22 protein-coding genes and 1 pseudogene are annotated in these 20,336 nt (G+C 66.1%); 10 read left to right on the plus strand and 13 right to left on the minus strand.

From position 1 onward, the window contains the following. The first annotated feature begins 14 nt into the window (after positions 1 to 14). Both HLH34_RS19665 and HLH34_RS19670 read left to right on the plus strand, forming a co-directional pair. The gene (locus tag HLH34_RS19665) at positions 15 to 554 is read left to right on the plus strand and encodes an OBAP family protein (RefSeq protein WP_264784133.1); all 540 of its coding nucleotides are present in this window, start codon (positions 15 to 17) and stop codon (positions 552 to 554) included. Between the two features lie 46 nt (positions 555 to 600). After that, a complete protein-coding gene (locus HLH34_RS19670) occupies positions 601 to 810 on the plus strand; it encodes a hypothetical protein (protein ID WP_264784132.1) in 210 nt (69 codons plus the stop codon). A gap of 92 nt (positions 811 to 902) precedes the next feature. Here the strand turns inward: HLH34_RS19670 and HLH34_RS14950 are convergent, their stop codons facing one another. Further along, positions 903 to 1,502 carry an NADPH-dependent F420 reductase gene (locus HLH34_RS14950; protein WP_183120379.1) on the minus strand — a complete coding sequence of 200 codons (600 nt, stop codon included), beginning with the start codon at positions 1,500 to 1,502 and terminating at the stop codon, positions 903 to 905. A 122-nt stretch (positions 1,503 to 1,624) separates the two neighbouring features. Then, positions 1,625 to 2,359 (minus strand): SDR family NAD(P)-dependent oxidoreductase, encoded by a 735-nt coding sequence (locus HLH34_RS14955; protein WP_183120380.1) that lies wholly within the window; start codon positions 2,357 to 2,359, stop codon positions 1,625 to 1,627. A gap of 276 nt (positions 2,360 to 2,635) precedes the next feature. Here HLH34_RS14955 and HLH34_RS14960 point away from each other — a divergent pair, with 276 nt between their 5' ends. Next, entirely contained in the window at positions 2,636 to 3,532 is an 897-nt protein-coding gene (locus HLH34_RS14960) for a LysR family transcriptional regulator (RefSeq protein WP_183120381.1), read from the plus strand. Between the two features lie 162 nt (positions 3,533 to 3,694). Here the strand turns inward: HLH34_RS14960 and HLH34_RS19675 are convergent, their stop codons facing one another. From HLH34_RS19675 to HLH34_RS14980, 4 genes and pseudogenes are all read right to left on the minus strand, one after another. Then, complete coding sequence (locus HLH34_RS19675) at positions 3,695 to 3,958, minus strand: RNA polymerase factor sigma-54 (protein WP_183120382.1); 264 nt, start codon at positions 3,956 to 3,958, stop codon at positions 3,695 to 3,697. Between the two features lie 260 nt (positions 3,959 to 4,218). Next, a pseudogene (locus HLH34_RS19830) lies at positions 4,219 to 4,710 on the minus strand (RNA polymerase factor sigma-54); the annotation flags it as partial. Positions 4,711 to 4,958: 248 nt separating this feature from the next. Further along, positions 4,959 to 6,479, minus strand: coding sequence for a S10 family peptidase (locus tag HLH34_RS14975; protein ID WP_183120384.1), 1,521 nt, complete (start codon positions 6,477 to 6,479; stop codon positions 4,959 to 4,961). An 88-nt stretch (positions 6,480 to 6,567) separates the two neighbouring features. Further along, the gene (locus tag HLH34_RS14980) at positions 6,568 to 7,506 is read right to left on the minus strand and encodes a S1/P1 nuclease (protein WP_240161944.1); all 939 of its coding nucleotides are present in this window, start codon (positions 7,504 to 7,506) and stop codon (positions 6,568 to 6,570) included. Between the two features lie 162 nt (positions 7,507 to 7,668). On the opposite strand from HLH34_RS14980, the gene HLH34_RS14985 reads away from it, so the two are divergent. Genes HLH34_RS14985 through HLH34_RS14995 form a run of 3 tightly spaced genes read left to right on the plus strand, consistent with a single transcriptional unit; the run spans position 7,669 to position 9,761 of the window. Continuing rightward, a complete protein-coding gene (locus HLH34_RS14985; protein ID WP_183120385.1) occupies positions 7,669 to 8,247 on the plus strand; it encodes a TetR/AcrR family transcriptional regulator in 579 nt (192 codons plus the stop codon). After that, positions 8,244 to 9,404 carry a heparan-alpha-glucosaminide N-acetyltransferase domain-containing protein gene (locus tag HLH34_RS14990; protein ID WP_183120386.1) on the plus strand — a complete coding sequence of 387 codons (1,161 nt, stop codon included), beginning with the start codon at positions 8,244 to 8,246 and terminating at the stop codon, positions 9,402 to 9,404. Before HLH34_RS14985 ends, HLH34_RS14990 begins: the two co-directional genes overlap by 4 nt. 18 nt (positions 9,405 to 9,422) lie before the next feature. Further along, positions 9,423 to 9,761 carry a DUF2834 domain-containing protein gene (locus HLH34_RS14995; protein WP_183120387.1) on the plus strand — a complete coding sequence of 113 codons (339 nt, stop codon included), beginning with the start codon at positions 9,423 to 9,425 and terminating at the stop codon, positions 9,759 to 9,761. 6 nt (positions 9,762 to 9,767) lie between these two features. Here the strand turns inward: HLH34_RS14995 and sthA are convergent, their stop codons facing one another. The 3 genes from sthA to HLH34_RS15010 form a co-directional block, all read right to left on the minus strand. Next, on the minus strand, positions 9,768 to 11,222 hold the full coding sequence (sthA, locus tag HLH34_RS15000; protein WP_183120388.1) for a Si-specific NAD(P)(+) transhydrogenase: 1,455 nt from the start codon (positions 11,220 to 11,222) through the stop codon (positions 9,768 to 9,770). A 252-nt stretch (positions 11,223 to 11,474) separates the two neighbouring features. After that, positions 11,475 to 12,662 carry an MFS transporter gene (locus HLH34_RS15005; protein ID WP_183120389.1) on the minus strand — a complete coding sequence of 396 codons (1,188 nt, stop codon included), beginning with the start codon at positions 12,660 to 12,662 and terminating at the stop codon, positions 11,475 to 11,477. A gap of 109 nt (positions 12,663 to 12,771) precedes the next feature. Next, positions 12,772 to 13,341, minus strand: coding sequence for an HPF/RaiA family ribosome-associated protein (locus tag HLH34_RS15010; RefSeq protein WP_183120390.1), 570 nt, complete (start codon positions 13,339 to 13,341; stop codon positions 12,772 to 12,774). A gap of 255 nt (positions 13,342 to 13,596) precedes the next feature. On the opposite strand from HLH34_RS15010, the gene HLH34_RS15015 reads away from it, so the two are divergent. Further along, positions 13,597 to 13,797, plus strand: coding sequence for a hypothetical protein (locus HLH34_RS15015; RefSeq protein ID WP_183120391.1), 201 nt, complete (start codon positions 13,597 to 13,599; stop codon positions 13,795 to 13,797). A gap of 36 nt (positions 13,798 to 13,833) precedes the next feature. Here HLH34_RS15015 and HLH34_RS15020 read toward each other — a convergent pair whose 3' ends face one another. From HLH34_RS15020 to HLH34_RS15030, 3 genes are all read right to left on the minus strand, one after another. After that, positions 13,834 to 14,214, minus strand: a complete 381-nt coding sequence (locus HLH34_RS15020; protein WP_183120392.1) for a VOC family protein — start codon at positions 14,212 to 14,214, stop codon at positions 13,834 to 13,836. Between the two features lie 167 nt (positions 14,215 to 14,381). Then, positions 14,382 to 14,618, minus strand: coding sequence for a hypothetical protein (locus tag HLH34_RS15025; RefSeq protein ID WP_183120393.1), 237 nt, complete (start codon positions 14,616 to 14,618; stop codon positions 14,382 to 14,384). Positions 14,619 to 15,365: 747 nt separating this feature from the next. Next, positions 15,366 to 16,229, minus strand: a complete 864-nt coding sequence (locus tag HLH34_RS15030) for a hypothetical protein (RefSeq protein WP_183120394.1) — start codon at positions 16,227 to 16,229, stop codon at positions 15,366 to 15,368. Between the two features lie 513 nt (positions 16,230 to 16,742). Between HLH34_RS15030 and HLH34_RS15035 the strand changes: the two genes are divergently transcribed. The 3 genes from HLH34_RS15035 to HLH34_RS15045 all read left to right on the plus strand — a co-directional run bounded on the left by HLH34_RS15035 (position 16,743) and on the right by HLH34_RS15045 (position 19,758). Then, entirely contained in the window at positions 16,743 to 17,480 is a 738-nt protein-coding gene (locus HLH34_RS15035; protein WP_183120395.1) for a metallophosphoesterase family protein, read from the plus strand. A 266-nt stretch (positions 17,481 to 17,746) separates the two neighbouring features. Continuing rightward, positions 17,747 to 18,535, plus strand: a complete 789-nt coding sequence (locus tag HLH34_RS15040; RefSeq protein WP_183120396.1) for a class I SAM-dependent methyltransferase — start codon at positions 17,747 to 17,749, stop codon at positions 18,533 to 18,535. 29 nt (positions 18,536 to 18,564) lie between these two features. Continuing rightward, positions 18,565 to 19,758 (plus strand): alpha/beta hydrolase, encoded by a 1,194-nt coding sequence (locus HLH34_RS15045; RefSeq protein ID WP_183120397.1) that lies wholly within the window; start codon positions 18,565 to 18,567, stop codon positions 19,756 to 19,758. Positions 19,759 to 19,884: 126 nt separating this feature from the next. On the opposite strand, the gene crcB is transcribed toward HLH34_RS15045, so the two are convergent. Then, a complete protein-coding gene (gene crcB, locus HLH34_RS15050; RefSeq protein WP_373318550.1) occupies positions 19,885 to 20,325 on the minus strand; it encodes a fluoride efflux transporter CrcB in 441 nt (146 codons plus the stop codon). Positions 20,326 to 20,336 lie beyond the last annotated feature (11 nt).

A 20,336-nucleotide genomic window follows, 5' to 3' on the forward strand; every position in this document is an offset into this window, starting at 1 on the left:
ACGAGGATTCCGACATGCCTCTCCGTCATCCTTCTCTTGCGCGCCGGGGCTTTGTCCGTCTGGTGGGCTCCGGCGCCGCTCTCCTGTCCTGCGCGTGTGGACGCGCTCATGCGCAGCAGCCCGCCGAGCATGGCGGCGATATTCCGGGGGCGAAGAAGTCCACGAAGAGCATCATGCTGGGCATGGGGGCTGATCTGCTCCAGAATGACAGCCCCATCCGCTCGATCAACATGTGTTTGAACGGGTTTCATTTTTATGCTGACGATATGGGCCGCCAGATCGAGGCCCATCATTATTGCACGCACATCAACGAAGAATTTTTCCAGTGCGTGATTTACGACGGAAACAAATCCGATTCCCGCCTGATCGGTATCGAGTATATCGTTTCCGAACGCCTTTTTAAGCCTCTGCCTGAAGAGGAAAAACCGCTCTGGCACAGCCACAGGCACGAGACGACAGCGGGCGAACTGGTCATGCCAGGCCTTCCGCAAGCCGTCGAACATACGGCGATCGCCGGCCTGGTCTCCACATATGGCAAAACATGGCATACGTGACAGGTCGACAGGAATTCCGCGCTCCCCCTGGGGCATCCCGCAACTGATGATGGGATTCACGGCCGACGGTCAGCTCAAGCCCGAACTGGTTCGGAGCCGGGACAGGGAACTTGGAATCAGCACCGCCGCCGTGAAGAAAGCCCGCGCCGATCTGGCACGGACGGCCCCCCGGCCCGACCCGGGCGCCGACGGGTGGCAGGACGGTACATCACCCCAGCTCGTTCTCAACGAGATGCCGCTCAGGAACAGACGTTAGCATGATGTGAATGAACGCCGTCCTTGCCGGGTTCGGTGGCCGGTATTTTGGGGTTCGTACCTGACAGATACGATCAGCCGGCCGGAAAACGATTACTGCTCCTTTTTAAACAAATCCTGGAAGATCAGCGGGCCCCAAACGCGGCCACGTGCATGGACCAATGCGCCACCTTCGTTGATCTTTCCCAGCTTGACGGGGGCGAATCCGAGTTGCTTGGCCAGGGCCGCCACGGGAGCGGTCGCATCCTCGTCGTCGCTCGACAGAAAGACGACCCGGTGGCCGCCCTCGACGACCGGATCGGTCGCCAGGGTGGCCGCAATCAGGTGATTGAACGCTTTCACGAACCTGGCGCCGGTGAATGCCTTTGCGGCGAAGGCGGAGGACAGGAGACCGTCCATCTCCTCAAGGGGAGCCAGCGAGTTCATCGCGTCGATGATTGTCTTGCCTTTCCAGTCCGGCAGGGCCTTCGCAACTTCGCGATGCTGCTCAAACGGGACCGCCAGGATGATGGTGTCGGCCTCAAGCGCATCCCGCAGCGACCTGGCGACGACCGTAGGGCCAATCGCCCGGGCCTGCGGCGCTAATACCTCAGGTGGCCGGCGGCTCGCGACGGTCACGTCGATGTTTTTACGGGCGAAGGCGTGGGCGAGGGCCTGACCGATCTTGCCAAATCCGACAATCGTGTAGCTCATTGTGCTTTTCCAATCCGTGTTCATATTGATGCTGCGGGCAGGCCGACCGTGCGGCGCGGAAGTCGCTCACCATGGACACGCTCATTCCGCCGGTCAGCCGCTTCCCGCGATCCGGCGCGCGTTCAGATGGCCGAGAAGCCGCCGTCGACAGACAACTCCACCCCATTCACGAAGCTCGAATCATCTGAAGCAAGAAACAGTGCGGCAGTCGCAATTTCCTCGGGGCGTCCCATCTTTCCCCGTGGGATCAGGGATTCAAACATCTGCTTCGCTTCTTCGGTCAGAACCTGGTCCTGCATCGGTGTGGCGATCGGTCCGGGATGCAGCACGTTCACCCGGATGTTCCTGCCCTTCAGTTCGTTGAGCCACCCGCGTGCGAAAGCGTGCAGCGTCGCCTTGCTCGCCGCATACACGCTGTAACCCGGGAAACCTTTGATCGAAGCGACTGACCCGGTCATGAAGATCGATCCGCCATCGTTGAACAGCGGCAACGCCTTCTGAACCGTAAACAGCGTGCCGCGCGCGTTCAGGTTGAAGGTCGCATCGAAGTGCTGCTCGGTAATCTCGCCCAGCGGGACGGCTTCGCCCGTGCCGGCGCTCGCGTACAGGACGTCGATCTTGCCCTTTTCCCGCTTGACCGTGTCGAACAGGCGGTCGAGGTCGTCGAGATTGGCCGCGTCGCCGCGCACGCCGGTCACGTTCCGGCCAATCAGCCTGACGGCCTCGTCAAGCGCCTCCTGCCTTCGGCCGGTGATGAAGACATAGGCGCCTTCTTCAACGAACCGCCTGGCGCTCGCCAGCGCCATGCCGCTCGATCCACCCGTGATGACTGCAACCTTACCTTCGAGCTTTCCCATGACTTTTCCTTTCGGGTTTCGTCTCTGATTGTTCGGGACATTCCCCGTGAGGATCAAAATGGGGCGGCTGTCTTCAGGCGTTGAGTGCGCAATCGCGCATATCGGTGGTGCGAAATCGATCCGGACCGCCGATGGACGTCGGGTCGGACGATCGGTGCTCGCTGTTTGGAAACCGAGGAAAACCGGTTGCTATCTGCTCTAATGATGGGTTGTTATGAAGCACGATCTGTCGGATATGGGCTGTGAAAGGCGCACCCAGCGGTGCCGGAGTGCACCATGATTGACTGGGACGATGTTCGTTACTTCCTGGCCGTCGCGCGCGGCGGCTCGGTACGGGCTGCCGCCGGCCACCTCGGGGTCAATCACTCGACCGTGCTGCGCCGCATCGCACAGCTCGAGAAACACCTCGGGGCGCATATGTTCGAAAAGCTGCCCTCGGGCTACCGCCTGACCGCAGCGGGTGAGGAGATCCTCGGGTTCGCGAACCAGATGGAAGCGTCATCGCGCCAACTGGAGACGCGCGTTTTCGGTCGCGACCAGAGCGTGCGCGGACGTCTGCGCGTGACGCTACCGCCGTTCCTCGCAACACATCTGCTGATGCCGGATCTTGCCGATTTCGCGCGGATGCATCCGGACATCGAGATGGAACTCCTGCCAGCCGGTGAAGTCGCGAATCTGACGAACCGGGAAGCTGACGTCGCCATCCGTATCGTGCAGGACCGGGAAACACTGCCACTCAATCTTCACGGCGTGATTGGGCCTGCCTTGTTCAGCAGCATCTATATGTCTCGCGATCGCCTGACCTCCTGGCGTGCGGGTGTGCCTGACCCGATGCGCTGGATCGTCATAAACAATGATGGACTTCCGGGCTGGGCTCGAGAAGGAGAGGTTCGCACCACGGGGGCTCCGTTCAGGACGCCGGACGCTGAAGCGCAGATTGTCGCAGCACGGCAGGGGATCGGGATGACGAAACTGCCATGCTTCGTCGGCGATGCCGACCCGCTGCTGGTGAGAGTACCTGGCACCGACCTGCATGGGCATGGAACGCTCTGGCTTCTCACGCAGGGGGAGACACGCAAGACGAAGCGCGTGCGGCTCTTCATTGAGTTCGTATCCCGCAGACTTGCCGCGCACGCCTTGCTTCTCGCGGGGCTGTCCCTATCGCGCGACTGACGCCCGATAGGGCTGATGTGCCGACAGAGAACGAATGATCCGACAAGGGGCACCACCAGAATGTCGGGTTCTTGATTTTTTCCACCAGAACCTGACATTCCGCTTTCCCGCCCAATCAGCCGTTTTTGCGAACGGCATAATCGTCCCCCAAGGCCACCGACGTTATGAATGTGATGGGATGCAAGGACCTCGGTCCTTGCCGGGTTCGGGCGACACCCGGCCCCTCCTGCGATGGTCCGTCGCGCGGTAGAGCTTGCGGCGCTCGAACGACGAGCCGATGCCCAGGGCCTCGCGGTATTTGACCACCGTGCGGCGCGACAGGGCGAAGCCGATCTGGTGCAGCGCCTGGACGATCCGTGCGTCGGACAGCACCGCGTCGGGCGATTCCTCGTGGATCAGGCGGCGGATGTGGGCGCGGGCGGCCACGGTCGTCGGCGATGCGCCGCATCGTCAGCGGGCGCAGCGCCTCCGGCCCGCGCATCATGAAATCGGCCTGTCGGAACAGGATATGTTCGCCCACCACCATCAGGCTGTGCTGACGCCGCACCAGCGCATGTACCGGCCAGCGCGCGCCCGACAGCCAGCCGGCGACACGTCTGCGTTCGTCCTCGTGGCGCAGGGTTCCCAGCCGGCCGGCCAGGGCGGCGTTCAGCCCGACCGTCTCGGGACAGGTCCTGCGCCGCCGCCACGCGCCACGTGCCGTTGGGGCCTTCCTGCACGATCAGGTCGGGGATGCGCGTCTGGACGGGGTCGGCCGCGTCCTCGGCCCACGGGCGCGGGTTCAGCGCGCGCAGTTCGGCGATCATCTCGGCCAGGTCGTCGGCGTCCACGCCACAGGCCGCGCGCAGCCGGTTCCGCTCGCCCCGCGCCAGCAGGTCCAGGTTGGCCAGCAGCGCCGCCATGGCGGGGTCGAACCTGTTGCGCGCCTGCAACTGCACCGCGAGGCATTCCGCCAGCGACATCGCCGCCACCCCCACCGGGTTGAAGCGCATCAGCCGCTGGCGCACCGCCTCGATGCGTTCGGGCGCGACGTTCAGGCGGCGGGCCAGTTCCGCCCGGTCGGCGGTCAGCCGCCCTGCCGCGTCCAGTTCGTCGATCAGCATCGCGCCGATCCGCCGGTCGGTGCCGTCGGGCATCGCCCGCATCACCTGCCGCAGCAGCCGTTCGCGGATGGTCATGGGGCCGGCCGGCACGCGCAGGGTGGCGTCGTCCAGCCCCCCGGCTTCGGCGGGCCGGGCCTTCGCCCGCGAGCGTCGGGAGGTCGAAACGTTCCAGCAGGGGGGTGCCCCCTGCCAGCCATTGAAAGCCGGTCTGTCGATCCATGACCGGGGTCCAGGGCCTCAGGCCCTGGTGGGTTCGGACAAAGCCCGACCTTGCCCGCCCCGCCGTATCTGACGTTCAGGGGGCCAAGCCGGCGGGCAGGAGGTTATTTGGAACGCGCGGCGGCGGTGTAGAAGCCCTCGACATCGTGCCACAGGGCGGCGCGGCTTTCGGGGCGGGTGTAGAGCATGTGGCCGCCGGGATATATGTGCAGGCCGATGCGGTCGGCGCCGACGGGGATGTGGTCGTGGGTCCAGCGGGTGGTGCCGAAGGGGCAGGCCATGTCGAAATAGCCGTTGGCGACGAAGATATGCAGCCCCGGGTCCAGCGCCAGCAGCTTGCGCAGCAGCGCCACCTGGTCGGTCATGGGCGATCCCTTGTCGCCCCAGCCCCACGCACCGTTGACCTCCATGCTCAGCAGGTCGTACGTCAGTTCGGTGCGAAAGCCCAGTTCGTTCGCCGCATAGCCGGCGAAGGCGTTGCCGTAGGCGCGGCCGAAGCCCGACAGGGTCATTTCCGGACTGTCGTTGTTGTCGATGCCCTCGGGGTAGGGGTCGGCGATGGATTGCGTGAAATCGTACAGCCCGTACAACCGCCCGTCGCGGCTGCGCACGTCGTGGGACATCGGGTCCAGCGCGCCGCGCTGCTTGGCGACGACGGCTTCGGGCAGGCCGGTGCGCCGGGCGACCTCGGCATAGAATTTCTGCGCGTCCGCGCCCTGCGGCGGCGTGTTGGCCAGCGTCGTCAGATAGGGGCCGAAGGCGTAGCGATAGGCGTCGTCCACGGCGGCCGGCGTCAACTGGTGCGTCGCGTCCAGATGGGCGGCGATGAAGGTGGGCAGCGTCATGGCCGAGGCCACGGGGTTGTTGGCGGTGTCCAGGAACTGCATCTGGATGGCCGGCGAGATCATGACGATGCCGTTGACGATCAGGTTCTGCTGCTGCTGCAACTGCCACGCGACCTGGATCGAGCGGATGCCGCCATAGCTTTCGCCCACCAGATAGTGCGGCGACGCCTGCCGGCCGTTCTGGCCCACCCACAGTTCGATGGCCTTGGCGAAGGCCCCGCCGTCCCTGGTCACGCCGTAATAGGCGGCGGCCGCCTTGTGCGGGTCGATGGGGCGGCTGTAGCCGGTGCCCACCGCGTCGATGAACACCATGTCGGTGGCCGGAAGCCAGCTGTCGGGATTGTCCGCCAGATGGGCCGCCCCGCCGTCGGTGGGCTGGTCGGCGGGAAATTCCAGCATCCGCGGGCCGGCCGCGCCCAGGTTGAGGTAGGCCGTGCCCGCGCCCGGCCCGCCGTTGAAGAAGAACGACACCGGCCGGTTCTGCGCGGCGGCGCCGTCCTGCGTGTAGGCGACGTAGAAGACCTTGGCCCCCGGCTTGCCGTCGTCGTCGCGCAGGCTCAGCGTGCCGGCATGGGCGGTGTAGGCGATGGTACGGCCGCCGATGGTCAGGCGATGCCGGGTGATGGAATCGGCGGGCAGCAGGCCGGCCTGGCCGCCTTCCGCCGCGTCGGGCTTCGGCGCGTCGGCCTTGGGGGCCTCGGCCGGCTTGTCGGCGGCGAAGGCAGGAGTCGCAAGGCAGGCCGAGGCCAGCAGCAGGGCGGCAAGGCGGGTGCGCGGCATGAACGATCCTTGTGGTTGTATGGGGAATGGGGAAGGGAAGGCCGGGCGCTGCCCGACCCCGGCAAGGGCCGAGGCCTTTGCGTTGCGGTCAGCGCGGCTGGACCAGCGTGGGCACAGGCGCCGGCAGGGCCGCGTTCAGCACGTCCGCCAGCCGCACGCCCGCCTGTTCCAGACGAACCTGGATCACCGGCCACGCCGCCTGGTCGTAGGCGTCGCCCAGCGCGTTGCCCGTCTTCGGCAGGTCGGCATACGTCACGTCGCGCGCCAGGGCGTGGCTTTCGTTGGCCCAGGCGGTGACGGTGGCGTCCAGCGATCCGGGCAGGCCCTGCGGCGCCCAGGCCGCTGCCTGACCGGGGGTGATCGCGGCGTTCAGCAGGTCGGCCTCGTGGCGGGCGCGGGCCAGGTCGATGGAATAATGCGGCCCGGTCGCCAGGCCGGTTTCATGCTCCAGGATCGCCTCGTCCCACAGGGAATGGAGGTTGAGGTGCCCGTTCCGCGTTTCGCCGAAATAGCTGACCTTGACCATGTTGCCGCCCTTGTCATGGTCGCGTTCGGCGGCATGCAGCGGCTGGTGGAGATCGCCCACCAGATGCACCACCCATTTCAGGGCGACCAGCCGTTTCGCGCGCGGGGCATGCGCGTCGCCCAGGACGCGGGCCAGTTCGGGCAGGCGCTCGACCACGCAGTTGCGGTCGGGGCAATCGGCGGCGGCGTAGGCCGGGGCGTCGACGTCGATGTCGACATAATGCCAGGGCAGCGTTTCCGGTGCGCCGCCCTTGTCGTGCGGGATATGGCCGATCGTGTCGGGCCACGACGCCACCTGGTCCATCGTCTGGTGCCCTTCCAGGGCCAGCAGGTCGGCGACCTGCCGGGCGGCGGCCGGGGTCAGGCGGGCCTCGGCGATGTCGGCGACGATCGCATGTCCGTTGCCGCCCCAGGCCAGGGCGGGCCGTGCCGCCCCTGCGCCCAGGCCCGCCGCCAGCGCCATGCCGCCCAGGACTCGTAGACCCACCCGACGTAAACCCATTCCCGTTCTCCTTCGTCCCGCGACCCCCCCGGCCCGCGTTTGCCAACGACAGTTATTCGTTTCGCCGGGGAATGTGCAATCCCGGCAAGGTCGGGCCGCTGGACAAGCGCGACCGGTGCGGCTTATTAATGAACCGATCGGATCATGAATGGAGGCGTCCCGATGGCCCGGCCCGTCGACCCCGACCTGCGGCCCCGGCTGCTGGAGAAAATCATCGCCTATGTCCGCGAAAACGGCGTGGCGGCGTTTTCGCTGCGGCCGCTGGCGGCGGCGATCGGGACCAGTCACCGGACGATCCTGTATCATTTCGGATCGCGCGAGCAGTTGCTGTGCACCGTGTTCGACACGATGCGCGAGGCCGCGGCGCGCGAGGTCGAGGCCCGTCTGCCCACGCATGGCGACCCGCGCGCGATCTATCGGGCGCTGTGGCGGCATCTGGCCAGCCCGGACATGCGCCCGACCCTGCGGCTGTTTTACGAAATGTACGCCATCGCCACGCGCGACCCGCAACGGTTCGGCGATTACGCGCGGCGCACCGCGCACTTCTGGCTGGAGACCATCAGCCTGCGCTTTCGCAACGCCGGCGCGCCGCCCGAGCGGGCGCGGCTGCTGGGCGGGATGACCATCGCGCTGCTGCGCGGCGCGACGCTGGAACTGGCCGCGACGGACGAGGCCGAGCGCCTGACCGGCGTGGTCGATGCGTTTTTCGACCTGCTGCCGCCGGCGGGGCAGGCCGCATGAACCGGCCCGAACGCATCGAAGGCATCGACGCCGCGCGCGGGGCGATCATGCTGATCATGGCGACCGATCATGTGAATGCGCTGGTGGTGCGCCGCCATTCGGTCGAATTCTGGGCAGGGGCCTGGACACGGTACGGCACCGGCGCGGCCGACCTGCTGCAGCTTGGGTTCCGCGTCCTGTCCGACCTGTGCGCACCGGGGTTCTTCTTCTGGATGGGCGCGGGGGTCGCGCTGCTGGCCAGCCGCCGGGCGGACTGGCCCGGCCGGCGGCTGGCCGGGCATGTGGCGCTGCGCGGGCTGATCCTGGTGCTGCTGAGCTGGGTGATCGAGGTGCCGGCATGGGTGGTGGGCATCCATGGCGACCGGACGGGCGCGCATCCCGGCGGCTGGCCCGGCGCGGGGCCGGCGATCGGCCTGCCGGTCACGGTGCTGACCACGCTGGGGATCTGCACGATGGTGTTGGCATTGATGCAGCCCCTGATGCGGCGACGCGCGGCGATGGTGCTGCCGGCGATGCTGGCGCTGGCGGGGCTGTGCGTGCTGTCGCCGTCGCTGTTCCTGCCCGGCGACGCGGGCCGGCCGGTGGGGATGCCGGCGCGGCTGGGGCTGGTGGCGGGGCAGACGGGCGGGCTGTATGTCGAATATCCGGTGCTGCCCTGGCTGGGGGTGGCCCTGCTGGGGCACGTGTTCGCCCGGTTCCTGATCGGGTGGCGGGCGGCGACGCTGCGGGCGGTGGCGTGGATCGGCATCGTCTGCCTGCTGGCGGCCATCCTGCTGCGCTGGCATGGCACGTTCGGCAATCTGCGCCCGCCGCGCGACGGGTCGTGGCGGGAATTCTTCAATCTGGTGAAATACCCGCCCGCGCCGGTGTTCGTGCTGGCGATGCTGGGGGGCAATCTGTGCCTGTTCCGCGCCCTGTCGCGGCCCGGGCGGGTGGGGCGGTTCTGCGCCGGGTTCGGGCGGGCGCCGCTGCCGTTCTACCTGGCGCATCTGTGGCTGTTCGCCGTGATCGGCGCCGTGTTTTTCCCGATGGGCACGCAGTACGGCGTGGGGGTGCTGGTCTGGCTGGCCGGGCTGTGGCCGCTGCGGCGGCTGTGCCTGGGCTTCGCCCGGATGCGGCGGAACAGGCCGGCGTCGTCCTGGGTGCATCTGTTCTGAAAAGACATGGGATCATCAATGAAAATACGGCATCTGTATCTGGGCCTGTGCGTGCCGGGCGTGGTCGTGCCCTATGCGTTCTTCCTGCCCTGGCTGCTGGACCACGGGCTGGGCGGCGGGCGGTTCCTGCGCGACCTGGCGGCGAACCGCATCAGCCTGTTCTGCGCGGCGGATGTGGTGATCTCCGCGATCGTGCTGTTCCGCTTCGCCGGGGTGGAGCGCAGGGAAGGGCGGCTGGAGCGGCTGTGGCCGGTCTATGCGGCGACCCTGCTGGTAGGGGTGTCGTTCGGCCTGCCGCTGATGCTGTATCTGCGGCAGGTGACGATGGAGGGAGCGCGCCCCGGGGCAGCGCCCTGAGGCCGGTCACGGGGCAGCGCCCGGCGGGTCCGGCGGCGGCGGCTCGGACGGCCCGCAGGTGTCGCGCGGCGTGATGCGGTTCCAGGCGTCGAAGGCGGCGACCTTGTACGCTTCGGCCAGGGTCGGATAATTGAAGGTGGCGTCGAGGAAATAATCCAGCGTGCCGCCCAGGTTGAGCACCGCCTGCCCGATATGGATCAGTTCGGTCGCGCCCTCGCCCATGATGTGCACGCCCAGCAGCCTGCGCGTGTCCAGCGCGATCACCAGTTTCAGCATGCCGCCGCGCAGCCCCATGATGTTCCCGCGCGAGGTCTCGCGGAAGCGGGCGATGCCGCATTCGTAGGGCACGCCCCGGGCGCGGGCGTCTTCCTCGCTCATGCCCACGGTCGAGATTTCCGGCACGGAATAGATGCCGTAGGGGAAGAATTCGGGCGCGGGCGGCACGTGCTGCTGGAAGGCGTGGCACGCCGCGATGCGCCCCTGCTCCAGCGAGGTCGAGGCCAGCGAGGGAAAGCCGATCACGTCGCCGGTCGCGTAAATATGGGGGACGGCGGTCTGGAAGGTCTTCGGATCGACCTTCAGCCGGCCGCGCGTGTCGGCCTGCAGCCCGCAGGCCGCGAGGTTGAGCTGGTCGGTCGCGCCCGCGCGGCCGCCGGTATACAGCAGCATGTCCGCGCGCACGCGCTGCCCGCCTTCCAGCATCGCCACCGGCTGCCCGGATTCGATCCGGATGGCCTCCAGACGCGTGCCCAGGCGGAAATTCATCCCATGGTCGCGCAACTGGTGCATGAAGCCGGCGATCACTTCGCGATCGACGAAATCGAGGATGCTGTCGCGGGATTCGATGAGGGTCACCCGCACGTCCAGCGCGCTGAAGATGGTGGCGTATTCGATGCCGATGACCCCGCCGCCCACCACCGTCAGCGCGCGCGGCAGCCGGTCGAGGCTGATGATGCCGTCGCTGTCCAGCACGATGCTGTCGTCGAAGGGCACATGCGCCGGCCGGTGGGGCCGCGTCCCCACCGCGATGACGACCTTGTCGGCCGAGACCGTGCGGGTGTCGCCGGCCGGGGTCAGGATGCCGATGCGATGCCCGTCCACGAAATGGGCCAGCCCGCGCTGCACGGCCACCCCGTTGCGCGAGAACTGGTGGTCCAGCACATCGACCTCGTAATCCAGCGTCTTGGCCAGGCGGGCGCGCAGGTCGTCGGCGTCGATGTCGGTCTTGACCCGATAGGCCATGCCGTAGAAGCCACGCTCGCGCCAGCCGGTCAGGTTGAGCACGGTTTCGCGCAGGGTTTTCGACGGGATGGTGCCGCTATGGACCGAGACCCCGCCGACACGCGCCTGCCGGTCGATCACCAGCACCGAACGCCCGAATTTGGCGGCCTGAATCGCGGCGCGCCGGCCCGAGGGGCCACTGCCGATGACGACGAGATCGTACGCGTGGGGGTCTGCCATGCACGCCTCCTGCCCGCTGTGGCCCGCCTGTCAGGCGGGCGCGGTCTGCAGGGCAACGCGCGTATGCGTCACGGGGCGGCAGGGGGCGGGCGGTTATATGGGAAAAGGAAGGTCGGGCGCTGCCCGAACCCGGCAAGGGCTTCGGCCCTTGCATCCCATTCGTTGACCTATGATCGGGGTCCAAGGCCTCAGGCCCTGGTGGGTTCGGGCAAGGCCCGACCTTCCTCGGCCCGGATCTGGAGGAGTGCGGGATCAGGTCGTCCGTTTTTCGGCGATGCGGATGTCGCCCACGGTCACCACCCAGATCGCGAAGCCGGTGGCGGCCAAGCCGCAGCCGACCCAGCCGACGGACGTCCAGCCCCAGCCGGCCGCGATGGCCAGGCCGCCCAGCCACGGGCCAAGGGCGTTGGCGATGTTGAAGGCGCTCTGGTTCAGGGCGGCGGCCAGGGCCTCGGCCCCGGTGGCGATGTCCAGCAGGCGCGACTGGATCACCGTGGCCAGCCCGCCGCCGCAGCCGATCATGAAAAGGACCGGCAGCAGCGTGCGCATGTCGTGCGCCGACCCGGAAAACGCCGCCAGCGCCGCCACATTCAGCAGCAGCGTGCCGCCGATGGTGGGCATCATGCGGCGGTCGGCGGCCCAGGCGCAGGCCACGGTGCCGACCGTCAGCCCCGCGCCGAACACCGCCAGCGCCACGGGCAGCAGGGCCGGCGGGGCGTGGGTGACCGCCGCCATGACCGAGGCCAGGTAGGTATAGACGCAGAAGATGCCGCCGAACCCGATGGCCCCGATGGCCAGCGTCAGCCAGACCTGCCGCATGCCCAGCGCGCGCAGCTCGGTCATCGCGCTGGCGTCGGGGCGCGGGGTGTCGGCGGGCGCCAGCGCCAGGATCAGCAGCGCCGTGGCCAGGGCGATGGCCGCGATCAGGCAGAAGGCCCATCGCCACCCCACAAGCTGCCCGATGCCGTTTGCCAGCGGTACCCCGCCGATGGTGGCCAGCGTCAGGCCCAGCACCACCCGCGCCACGGCCTGCGCGCGGCGGTTGGGCGGCACCAGCCCGGAGGCGACCAGCCCGGCAATGCCGAAATAGGCGCCGTGCGGCAGGCCGCTGAGAAAGCGGAAGGCCAGCAGCGCACCATAGGTCGGGGCGACCGCGCTGAGGCCGTTGCCCAGCATGTAGAACAGCATCATGCCGATCAGCATGATCTTCCGGCTGATCCGCGCGCTGAACAGGGCGATCAGCGGCGCGCCCACGCAGACGCCGGCGGCATAGGCGACGATGGCATGTCCCGCCTCGGGCACCGAGACGCCAAGGCTGGCGGCCATCATGGGCACCAGGCTCATGGCCGCGAATTCCGCCGTGCCGATCGCGAAGCCGCCCAGGGCCAGGGCGAAGAAGATCCATCCCGTGTGGCGGGCGGTGTGGGGGTGTCGGGTCATGCGGGGTCCGTCCTGGATGCGTCGTCCGTCGATTGCGGGCGGACAACGCATAGAACGGATCGCCACCGGGCCGAAGAGCCGATCGCGCCCGTCCGGACGGAGACGGGCCTCAACTGGCGGGATAAGGCGTATCGAGCAGATAGACCATGCCGGCGCGCAGGCCGTCCGAATCCTCGGCGGGGGCCAGGCGCACCTTGCTGCCCACCCGCAGGCGGTCGAAGGCGTCGCCGGCGACGCTGGTGCGGTCGAAGGCGATGTCCTGCCCGTCGTCGGTCGCGATGACGCCGCTGCCGGCCGCCGCGTCCAGCAGGGTGATCCGCCCGCGGGCCAGCGGGGACGGGCGGAGCGCCGCGCGGTCGCCGCGCGTGCGCACATGGTCCTCGACCCGGCGGACGGCGGCGTCGAAGGCATCGCGCACCGTCACGTAGGGGTCGGCATGCGCCGGGTCGCGCGGGTTGTCGTGCGAGACCACGATAGGGCCGCCGGGGGCGAAGATCTCGATGGTCGCCGTATACAGAAACCCCCGCTGCTGGTGGCGGTGCAGGGCGGCGATCGTGACGTGGCAGCCCATGATGTCGTCCTCGAACCGGTCGAGGCGCGCGGCGCGGTCGCGGATGCGGGCCTCCAGCGCGGGCGAGGGCTCCAGGCCCTTGAAGGTGATTTGCAGGGGAACGATCATGGGCCTTGTCCTCGTGGTTCGAGGCGCGCCCGATGGGCAACACGGGCGGTGCCGTTCCATGGAAACGTGGGGGCGGCCACGCGGTTCCGGCCCCGTGGTTGCGGCCGGGCGGCAGGCGGGGCATGACGCGAGAGTATGGCCTGCCTGACAAAAAAGCTTCTTACCGCAAGGCCGGTTCGTGCGTTACACTATGACACGGATCCGGCCGCACGCACGGTGCGTGGGTGTTGGACGATCCGGAACCGGAGACAGACGATGCCGGCACAAACCATCAAGAGGGACGGCCCGCCCGACGCGCCGCCCCGGGCCATCGTCTCCGCCCCGACCGAGCCGACGCCCCCCGTGTCGTCCGCCCTGTCGACCGCCGAGGCCGAACGTCGCGACCCCGCCACCCGTACCCCGGCCCAGATTCACGCCGCCCATCGCGCGCGCCTGCGCCGCGTGCGCCGACGCTGACGCGCGGGACGGCCCTTCTGGTTTTCACGCCAAGGGTCAGGTGATGTCGCCCGGGATGCGGCAGATGGCCTCGATATTATGGCCGTCGGGGTCGAGGATGTAGGCGGCATAATAATCCGGCCCATAGGCGGGGCGCAGGCCGGGCGAGCCGTGGTCGCGCGCGCCCGCCGCCAGCGCGGACAGGTGGAAATCCTGCACCATCGCCTGGCTGTCGGCCGTGAAGGCGACATGGGTGCGGCCCACCGGGGCGTCCTGCAGGGTCAGCCAGAAGAACGGCGCGTCGCCTTCCAGCCCGTAGCCGGCATAGGATGTCTCGTCGCCCGCCGTGCAGGCCAGGCCCAGCGGCGCCAGCACCCGGTCGTAGAAGGCGCGGGCGCGTGGAATGTGTGTCACCGCGATCGAGACATGGTCGATCATGACCGGCCCCCGTGTCGTCCGGCCCGGCTGTCATCCGGCCTGGGTCGGTGCAATGCAAGGCGGAAATGATGGCACGGCGGCGCGCGGGCCGGCGATCACGCCTGTGCGACGGCGAGGGTTCGTGATCGGGCCCGGCGTGCATTTGGCGTGTATTTTCAAGCAGGCTTTCAGCGTTCTTGCAGGCTGCGGGCCAACCGGTCGGCGCGGCGGTCGGCCGCGCGGGCGTTGATCACGGCGAAGGCGTGGGCGACGCCGATGGCCCACAGCAGCAGGCCGGGCACCAGCATGAAGAACAGCCCGAACAGCGAGGCGAACCAGACCAGCCCGTTCAGCACCGCCTGGAACGGACGACCTGCCAGCAGCAGCCCCAGGGGCGAGCAGAACAGGCTGATGAAATAGAGCATTGGGGCAGGTCCTCTTGGAAGCGGGGGGCCGGCCTCGGGGCGCTGCCCTGAAACCCGCCAAAAGCCATCGGCCTTTGGACACCAATCTGTTGATCGGGGGGCGGGGGTCAAGGGGCCGAGGCTTGCCACGGCGCCACTGGCCGACCTCTTCACCTATATCCGGCGGGCCATGCCACAGATGGCGCTGGGCACGCTGTCCCCCCGACGACACGGTATCGCTGGTCGCCTTCCTGCTGCGGCAAAACGGAACGGCGCCCGGCAAGACACCGCTTGTCGCCAACCCCGCGGGTGCTGACACGAGTGGTCTTTCCCTTTGCTGGCAGTGAGGCACCCTAAGTTCGGGCGCTGCCCGAACCCGGCAAGGGCCGAGGCCCTTGCATCCCATTCGTTTTATGAAGTCCTGGGTTTCCAAAGGGATGGTCCTTGGATGGGTTAAGGGAACATCCTTTCTTTGGCGATTATACCGTTGCAAACATGGCTGCAATGGCCGGGTAAACGGAAGGGCCCGCTTTAGGGCCCCAAACCGAGAGAAGCAGTCTTTCACGCTGCTGCGGATTATTGACGACGATGCAGTTCTGGCGGGTAATCAAATGATCCGCTGTTGCGCAACATTACAGAATAGCGCATTGAGAATGCATCCCCCGCCCAGATGACGGAATTTGACATTCCCGCCAGTATCGTCAGCATTCATTCCTCGTTATCCTTCATCTCGCCGCAGTCGCAGATTGGATCAAGATCTAACGGGGCCTAGTCAGGGTAGGATGCTTCCATTTCCCGCCATATACCTTCTACCTGCAAGGCCGCTTTTAAGTTTTTGCGAACGTCTGAGAGAACTGGTGGATATATAATTCCAAGCTTTGACCCTACCACACTTTTGTAATCAGATTTTTGAATGGCAATAACTTTATCGATCATTTGGACAGAAACTTCGAGAAACTGAAAGCTGTTCCCGATCTCAACCCTCGATATTGAGGTTTGTGTTTTAATATCGATATGAAGTTCTTCGAGACTACGACCTTTTTTTGTCGCTGGGACTGTCGCGGCGTCGATGAGTTTGTTTCGTTCGCGAAGGATGATGCGGAGGTCTCGTGCGAATGACTCTATCCAACCACACCCTTTTACCAAGTCGGCATGCTTATTAAGCAAAAACGAAAGATCGCTGAATGCGTCAATGGCAACTAGATGTGGTTCTGGAACCCGGCGAAATGCGTCTGGGAGGAATTTCTGTATATTCTTGTGAAGTTCGGATTGGAGATTTGATTGCTTCGCAGCGGATTCAAAAATGTCGAGAGCACCTCGGCTCGCCATATAATGAGGGAGAACTTGCTGCATCACGGTGTGGATTGCGGACTCAAGATTGAAGGTCAAAGCCACAAACGTCGCTCCAATCTGTGCAAGTTCATCCTCCCGCCGCTTGCGATCCTCCTTGCGTTTGTCACGACGGGTCCTGAGGCAGTCCTGTAATTGCGCCGCGCCGAAGCCGAGTAAAGCTCCAATTGCCGTTGGAATGCCAGTATGCCAGTCCCATCCATTCGAGTGCTTCGCAATCTGGTTTAGGGACGAGATGATAGCGTCTAGTTGACTACTCGAAATCTCTAGTGATGTCGGCATCTATTCACTCCAATAGGTATTAGGATCTGTTAGATCTGAAGGTTACTCCTATATATGAGGAATGACCGAAAGCAATGCGACGCAGATTTTCACGGACGAAGCCTGGGCGGTTTTCCACCGTGATGTATCAATCTGAAAATTAGTCGATTTGGTTTGTTTCCTCGCGTGATATGTTCACAGTCCGACAATATTATTTTTTTCAGACTGCCAAGCCTCAGTAGTCATAGATCGCAACAAAGGCGATTGCCGTCTGTGTGCTACATTCCGTCAAGCAGATAGATGGTGCAGATCGGCGAAGCGGAATTTTTGCTGTCGGTCAAACTTAGCCGTGGGAGGCCGTACACCTCATGTCCGCTATGCGGAAAGCAATAAAGTGTCTTGTAAGTCCGACATGAGGCGAAGGCGGACTGACAGCAATGTTCGGCTGAAAAATTAGGAAAGTGGACGCCTTACCGGGGTTCATGATCTTCTGACCGCATAGACTGCCTTAACGCGGTCGAATATGCTCGCAACATGAAGATTGCTGTGATAGCCGATGTCCATGGTAACAGCCTGGCTCTTGAAGCCGTGCTGCGCGATATTACAAATGAAAATCCCGACCTGATCGTCAATCTGGGCGATCTGGTTTCCGGGCCGTTCGACCCTGCCCGTAGTGCCGATCTTCAGATGTCGCTTCCTGCCGTGACGTTAGCTGGCAATCACGAGCGCCAGTTGCTCACAGGCGGGACAGGCGCCTCCGACACCTTTGCGCGCCCTCGACTGTCGGAAGAACACTGGAAATGGCTCGGATCGCTTCACGGTTCATTGACGCTGCTGGAAGGCCGGGTATTCGCCTGTCATGGCAGTCCTGCGGGAGGGGACCTGGATTACTTCCTGGAAGATGTCTCGACGGGCCATGCCCGGCTGGATAGTCCTGACATTATCCGTCGCCGCCTGGTCGGGGCCGGTGACGTTCAACTCGTGTTGTGTGGGCACACCCATATCCCGAGGGTCGTCATGATCGACGGCATTCTCATCGTTAACCCTGGCAGCGTTGGTATGCCTGCCTATGACGACGATCGACCGGTCGCACATGTCATGGAGGCAGGCAGTCCACACGCGCGATATGCTCTGGTAACCCGGTCGCCCGCAGGATGGAATGTCGATCTACGGGCAATTCCCTATGATTTCGAAGCGGCTGCGCAACAAGCTGAGCATGCCGGTCGGCCCGAAATCGCATTCGGAGTGCGAACAGGTCGAATGCCCCGCTAAATGGTGCTGAGAGCAGGCGCTTTCCGTGCGACTCGCGACGCACAGCTTAAACGTCTGAGTTGAGGCGTAACCAGTCGTGGATTGCGGTTTTTGCGAATCAAGTAATGGGCAGATGAGGCGGGTTGGGTCGGGCAGTACAGTTATGGTTCAGGATGTTATATTTTTGTTCATGATTTGGGGGCTGGCTGGTTCCTGCTATGCCCTGTCTTTCCGAAACGGCAATTCCTGTTAGGCTGCGGGTCACATCGTGCAAGGAGGTGGGTCGCATGACCGCTCGCAGGTCTTTCGTCATTTTTGCCGTTGTCGCGGCGCTGGGTGCCGGGGCGGCGGTGCCGGCTTCGGCGCAGTCGGCGTTGTCGCTGTCGCGGCGGGGCACGAGTGTGGGCATTGCCGCAGCGCTGGGCAACCGCGACCGGCCCGAGGCCGACCGCGCGGCGGATGCCAACCGCAAGCCGGCTGCCCTGCTGGCCTTTGCCGGCCTGCGGCGCGGGATGAACGTCGCGGACATCATGCCCGGCAGGGGCTATTTTACGCGGATCTTCAGCAATGTCGTCGGCGCGGACGGCCATGTGTGGGCCGTCGTCCCGGCCGAACGGGTAGCGAAGAAGCCGGACGCGGCGGATGCGGTCAAGGCGATCGCCGCCGATGCGTCTTTCGGCAACGTGACGGTGCTGGTCCAGCCGCTGGATGCGATCAGCATTCCCAAACCGCTCGATCTCGCCTGGACATCGCAGAACTATCACGACGTCTATTACGGCAGCGGGGCCGATGCGGCGCTGGCGCTGGACAAGGCGGTGTTCGCGGCGTTGCGCCGGGGCGGCATTTTCATGGTGGTGGACCATGTGGCCAATCCGGGCATGACCCCGGACGCCGTCCGCACGCTGCATCGTATCGACCCGGCCCTCATTCGTCGGCAGGTCGAGGCCGTCGGGTTCCATTTCGAGGGCGAGAGCAAGGTGCTGGCCAATGGGCAGGACACGCACAGCCTTCCCGTCTTCGACCCGTCGATTCGCGGCCATACCGACCAGGTGGTGTTGAAGTTCCGCAAGCCCTGATCTCTTCCTTTCCTGACGGAGCCGCGCTCATGAAACGACTGCCTGTCCTGATGATCGGCGTGCTGATGCCGGCCCTGGCCGCGTGCCAGCAGGCGGCGCCTCCTGCCCCGGCACCCGTCGTGCAGCCTGTGGCGGTGGCCGGCAGCCTGACCGCGCAGGCCCCGCTTGCGGCGGCCGACAGCGTGCCGGGCGCGGGGCAGGCCCTGACGATCAGCTATCTGTCGACCGATGGCGTGACCGGATCGGGCCTGGTGCCGGTCACGGGCGAGGTGATCTATCCCGCCGGTCCGGCGCCCGCCGGCGGATGGCCGATCGTGGCGTGGGCGCATGGCACGGTGGGCATCGCCGATATCTGCGCCCCGTCGCGCAACCCGCATTCCGCGCGCGACAAGACTTATCTGGCCGAATGGCTGCATCGGGGCTTTGCGATCGTCGCCACCGACTATCAGGGGCTGGGCAGTGACGGCACCCACCCCTATCTGAATGCGCGCGCCGAGGCTTACAGCGTGCTCGACGGCATCCGCGCCGCACTGTCCGGACTGCCGGATCTGCGCAACCGGGTCATGATCGTCGGCCAGTCGCAGGGGGCGGGCGCTGCCTTCGCGGCCACCGCCTATGCGCCGGAGTACGCGCCCGCGCTGGATATTCGCGGCACGGTGGCCACCGGCATTCCCTACATGACGCCGCAGATCGCGAAGGCGCTGACGGCCGGCGCGCACGGGAAGAAGGCGCCCAAGGACGACCCCCTGGTGGCCTATGCCCTGCTGATGGGCGCTTCGACAGCCGGGCTGGACCCGTCCTTCGATGCGTCGGCGGCCTTCACCCCCAGGGCGATGAAGGCGTTCCATGCGGCGTCCTCGGTCTGTTTTCCCGACCTGTTCGACAGGGTCAAGGCCGATCACCTGACGCAGGCCAATGCCTTCGCGCCGGGGATTGACACCGCCCTGGCGCCGAGTTTCCGTGCCATGGCCTTCCCGACATTGAAGCTGCGGACGCCGCTTTTCGTGGGCACGGGGGCCAGGGACCGGGACGTCGCGCCCGATGGGCAGCTTCTGCTGGTGAAGGATGCCTGCCGCGCGGGAACGATCGTTCAGGCGCATCTCTACAAGGGGCTGGACCATTCCCAGACGGTGATGGCGTCCGTTCCGGATTCGGCGGCCTTCACGCGGGCGGTGATGGCGGGCGGGCCGGTTCAGCCGTCCTGCTCACCCGTCGGCCGGTAAGGTCACGTCGGGCGTTGCCCGAACCCGCCAGGGCCTGAGGCCCTGGACCCTGCTTATGGATGAAACGAGCGGGTTTCCAAAGGGTGATGCCCTTTGGCGGGTTTCAGGGCAGCGCCCTGAGGGGCCTCACGCGCGGTCGGCTGCGTTCTGCCGGTCCGGGGCGGGGCCCGAGTGATTGAGGGCGTCGGCGGCCAGGAAGCCGGCGTAGACGCTGATGAGGCACAGGACGACGGACAGGCCCACGTTCAGGGCGGCGCGTCCGGGGGCGCCGCCGCGCAGCAGGTCGAGGGTCTGCAGGCTGAAGGACGAGAAGGTGGTGTATCCGCCGCAGAGTCCCACCATGAAGACCAGGCGCGTCAGGTCCGACGCGGGGTGGCGGCCGGCGGCGATGGTCAGCGTGCCGAAAAACGCGATGGCGAACGAGCCGGTCGTGTTGATCAGGATCGTGCCCCACGGCAGCGCCTGGCTCCAGCGCGCGGTGGCCAGCCCCACCCAGTAGCGGGCGATCGTGCCCAGGGCGCCGCCGGCCCCGATGGCCAGGGTGGTCAGCAGTTTATGCGGGTCCAGCACGCGGTATT

The sequence above is a fragment of the Gluconacetobacter azotocaptans genome, from assembly GCF_014174355.1.
Lineage (GTDB): Bacteria > Pseudomonadota > Alphaproteobacteria > Acetobacterales > Acetobacteraceae > Gluconacetobacter > Gluconacetobacter azotocaptans.

What these genes read in the sequence shown, in the direction of transcription:
- HLH34_RS19665 (WP_264784133.1), top strand. Translation starts at nt 15, where the DNA reads ATGCCTCTCCGTCATCCTTCTCTTGCGCGCCGGGGCTTTGTCCGTCTG.
- HLH34_RS19670 (WP_264784132.1), top strand. Translation starts at nt 601, where the DNA reads ATGATGGGATTCACGGCCGACGGTCAGCTCAAGCCCGAACTGGTTCGG.
- HLH34_RS14950 (WP_183120379.1), bottom strand. Translation starts at nt 1,502, where the DNA reads ATGAGCTACACGATTGTCGGATTTGGCAAGATCGGTCAGGCCCTCGCC.
- HLH34_RS14955 (WP_183120380.1), bottom strand. Translation starts at nt 2,359, where the DNA reads ATGGGAAAGCTCGAAGGTAAGGTTGCAGTCATCACGGGTGGATCGAGC.
- HLH34_RS14960 (WP_183120381.1), top strand. Translation starts at nt 2,636, where the DNA reads ATGATTGACTGGGACGATGTTCGTTACTTCCTGGCCGTCGCGCGCGGC.
- HLH34_RS14975 (WP_183120384.1), bottom strand. Translation starts at nt 6,479, where the DNA reads ATGCCGCGCACCCGCCTTGCCGCCCTGCTGCTGGCCTCGGCCTGCCTT.
- HLH34_RS14980 (WP_240161944.1), bottom strand. Translation starts at nt 7,506, where the DNA reads ATGGGTTTACGTCGGGTGGGTCTACGAGTCCTGGGCGGCATGGCGCTG.
- HLH34_RS14985 (WP_183120385.1), top strand. Translation starts at nt 7,669, where the DNA reads ATGGCCCGGCCCGTCGACCCCGACCTGCGGCCCCGGCTGCTGGAGAAA.
- HLH34_RS14990 (WP_183120386.1), top strand. Translation starts at nt 8,244, where the DNA reads ATGAACCGGCCCGAACGCATCGAAGGCATCGACGCCGCGCGCGGGGCG.
- HLH34_RS14995 (WP_183120387.1), top strand. Translation starts at nt 9,423, where the DNA reads ATGAAAATACGGCATCTGTATCTGGGCCTGTGCGTGCCGGGCGTGGTC.
- sthA (WP_183120388.1), bottom strand. Translation starts at nt 11,222, where the DNA reads ATGGCAGACCCCCACGCGTACGATCTCGTCGTCATCGGCAGTGGCCCC.
- HLH34_RS15005 (WP_183120389.1), bottom strand. Translation starts at nt 12,662, where the DNA reads ATGACCCGACACCCCCACACCGCCCGCCACACGGGATGGATCTTCTTC.
- HLH34_RS15010 (WP_183120390.1), bottom strand. Translation starts at nt 13,341, where the DNA reads ATGATCGTTCCCCTGCAAATCACCTTCAAGGGCCTGGAGCCCTCGCCC.
- HLH34_RS15015 (WP_183120391.1), top strand. Translation starts at nt 13,597, where the DNA reads ATGCCGGCACAAACCATCAAGAGGGACGGCCCGCCCGACGCGCCGCCC.
- HLH34_RS15020 (WP_183120392.1), bottom strand. Translation starts at nt 14,214, where the DNA reads ATGATCGACCATGTCTCGATCGCGGTGACACACATTCCACGCGCCCGC.
- HLH34_RS15025 (WP_183120393.1), bottom strand. Translation starts at nt 14,618, where the DNA reads ATGCTCTATTTCATCAGCCTGTTCTGCTCGCCCCTGGGGCTGCTGCTG.
- HLH34_RS15030 (WP_183120394.1), bottom strand. Translation starts at nt 16,229, where the DNA reads ATGCCGACATCACTAGAGATTTCGAGTAGTCAACTAGACGCTATCATC.
- HLH34_RS15035 (WP_183120395.1), top strand. Translation starts at nt 16,743, where the DNA reads ATGAAGATTGCTGTGATAGCCGATGTCCATGGTAACAGCCTGGCTCTT.
- HLH34_RS15040 (WP_183120396.1), top strand. Translation starts at nt 17,747, where the DNA reads ATGACCGCTCGCAGGTCTTTCGTCATTTTTGCCGTTGTCGCGGCGCTG.
- HLH34_RS15045 (WP_183120397.1), top strand. Translation starts at nt 18,565, where the DNA reads ATGAAACGACTGCCTGTCCTGATGATCGGCGTGCTGATGCCGGCCCTG.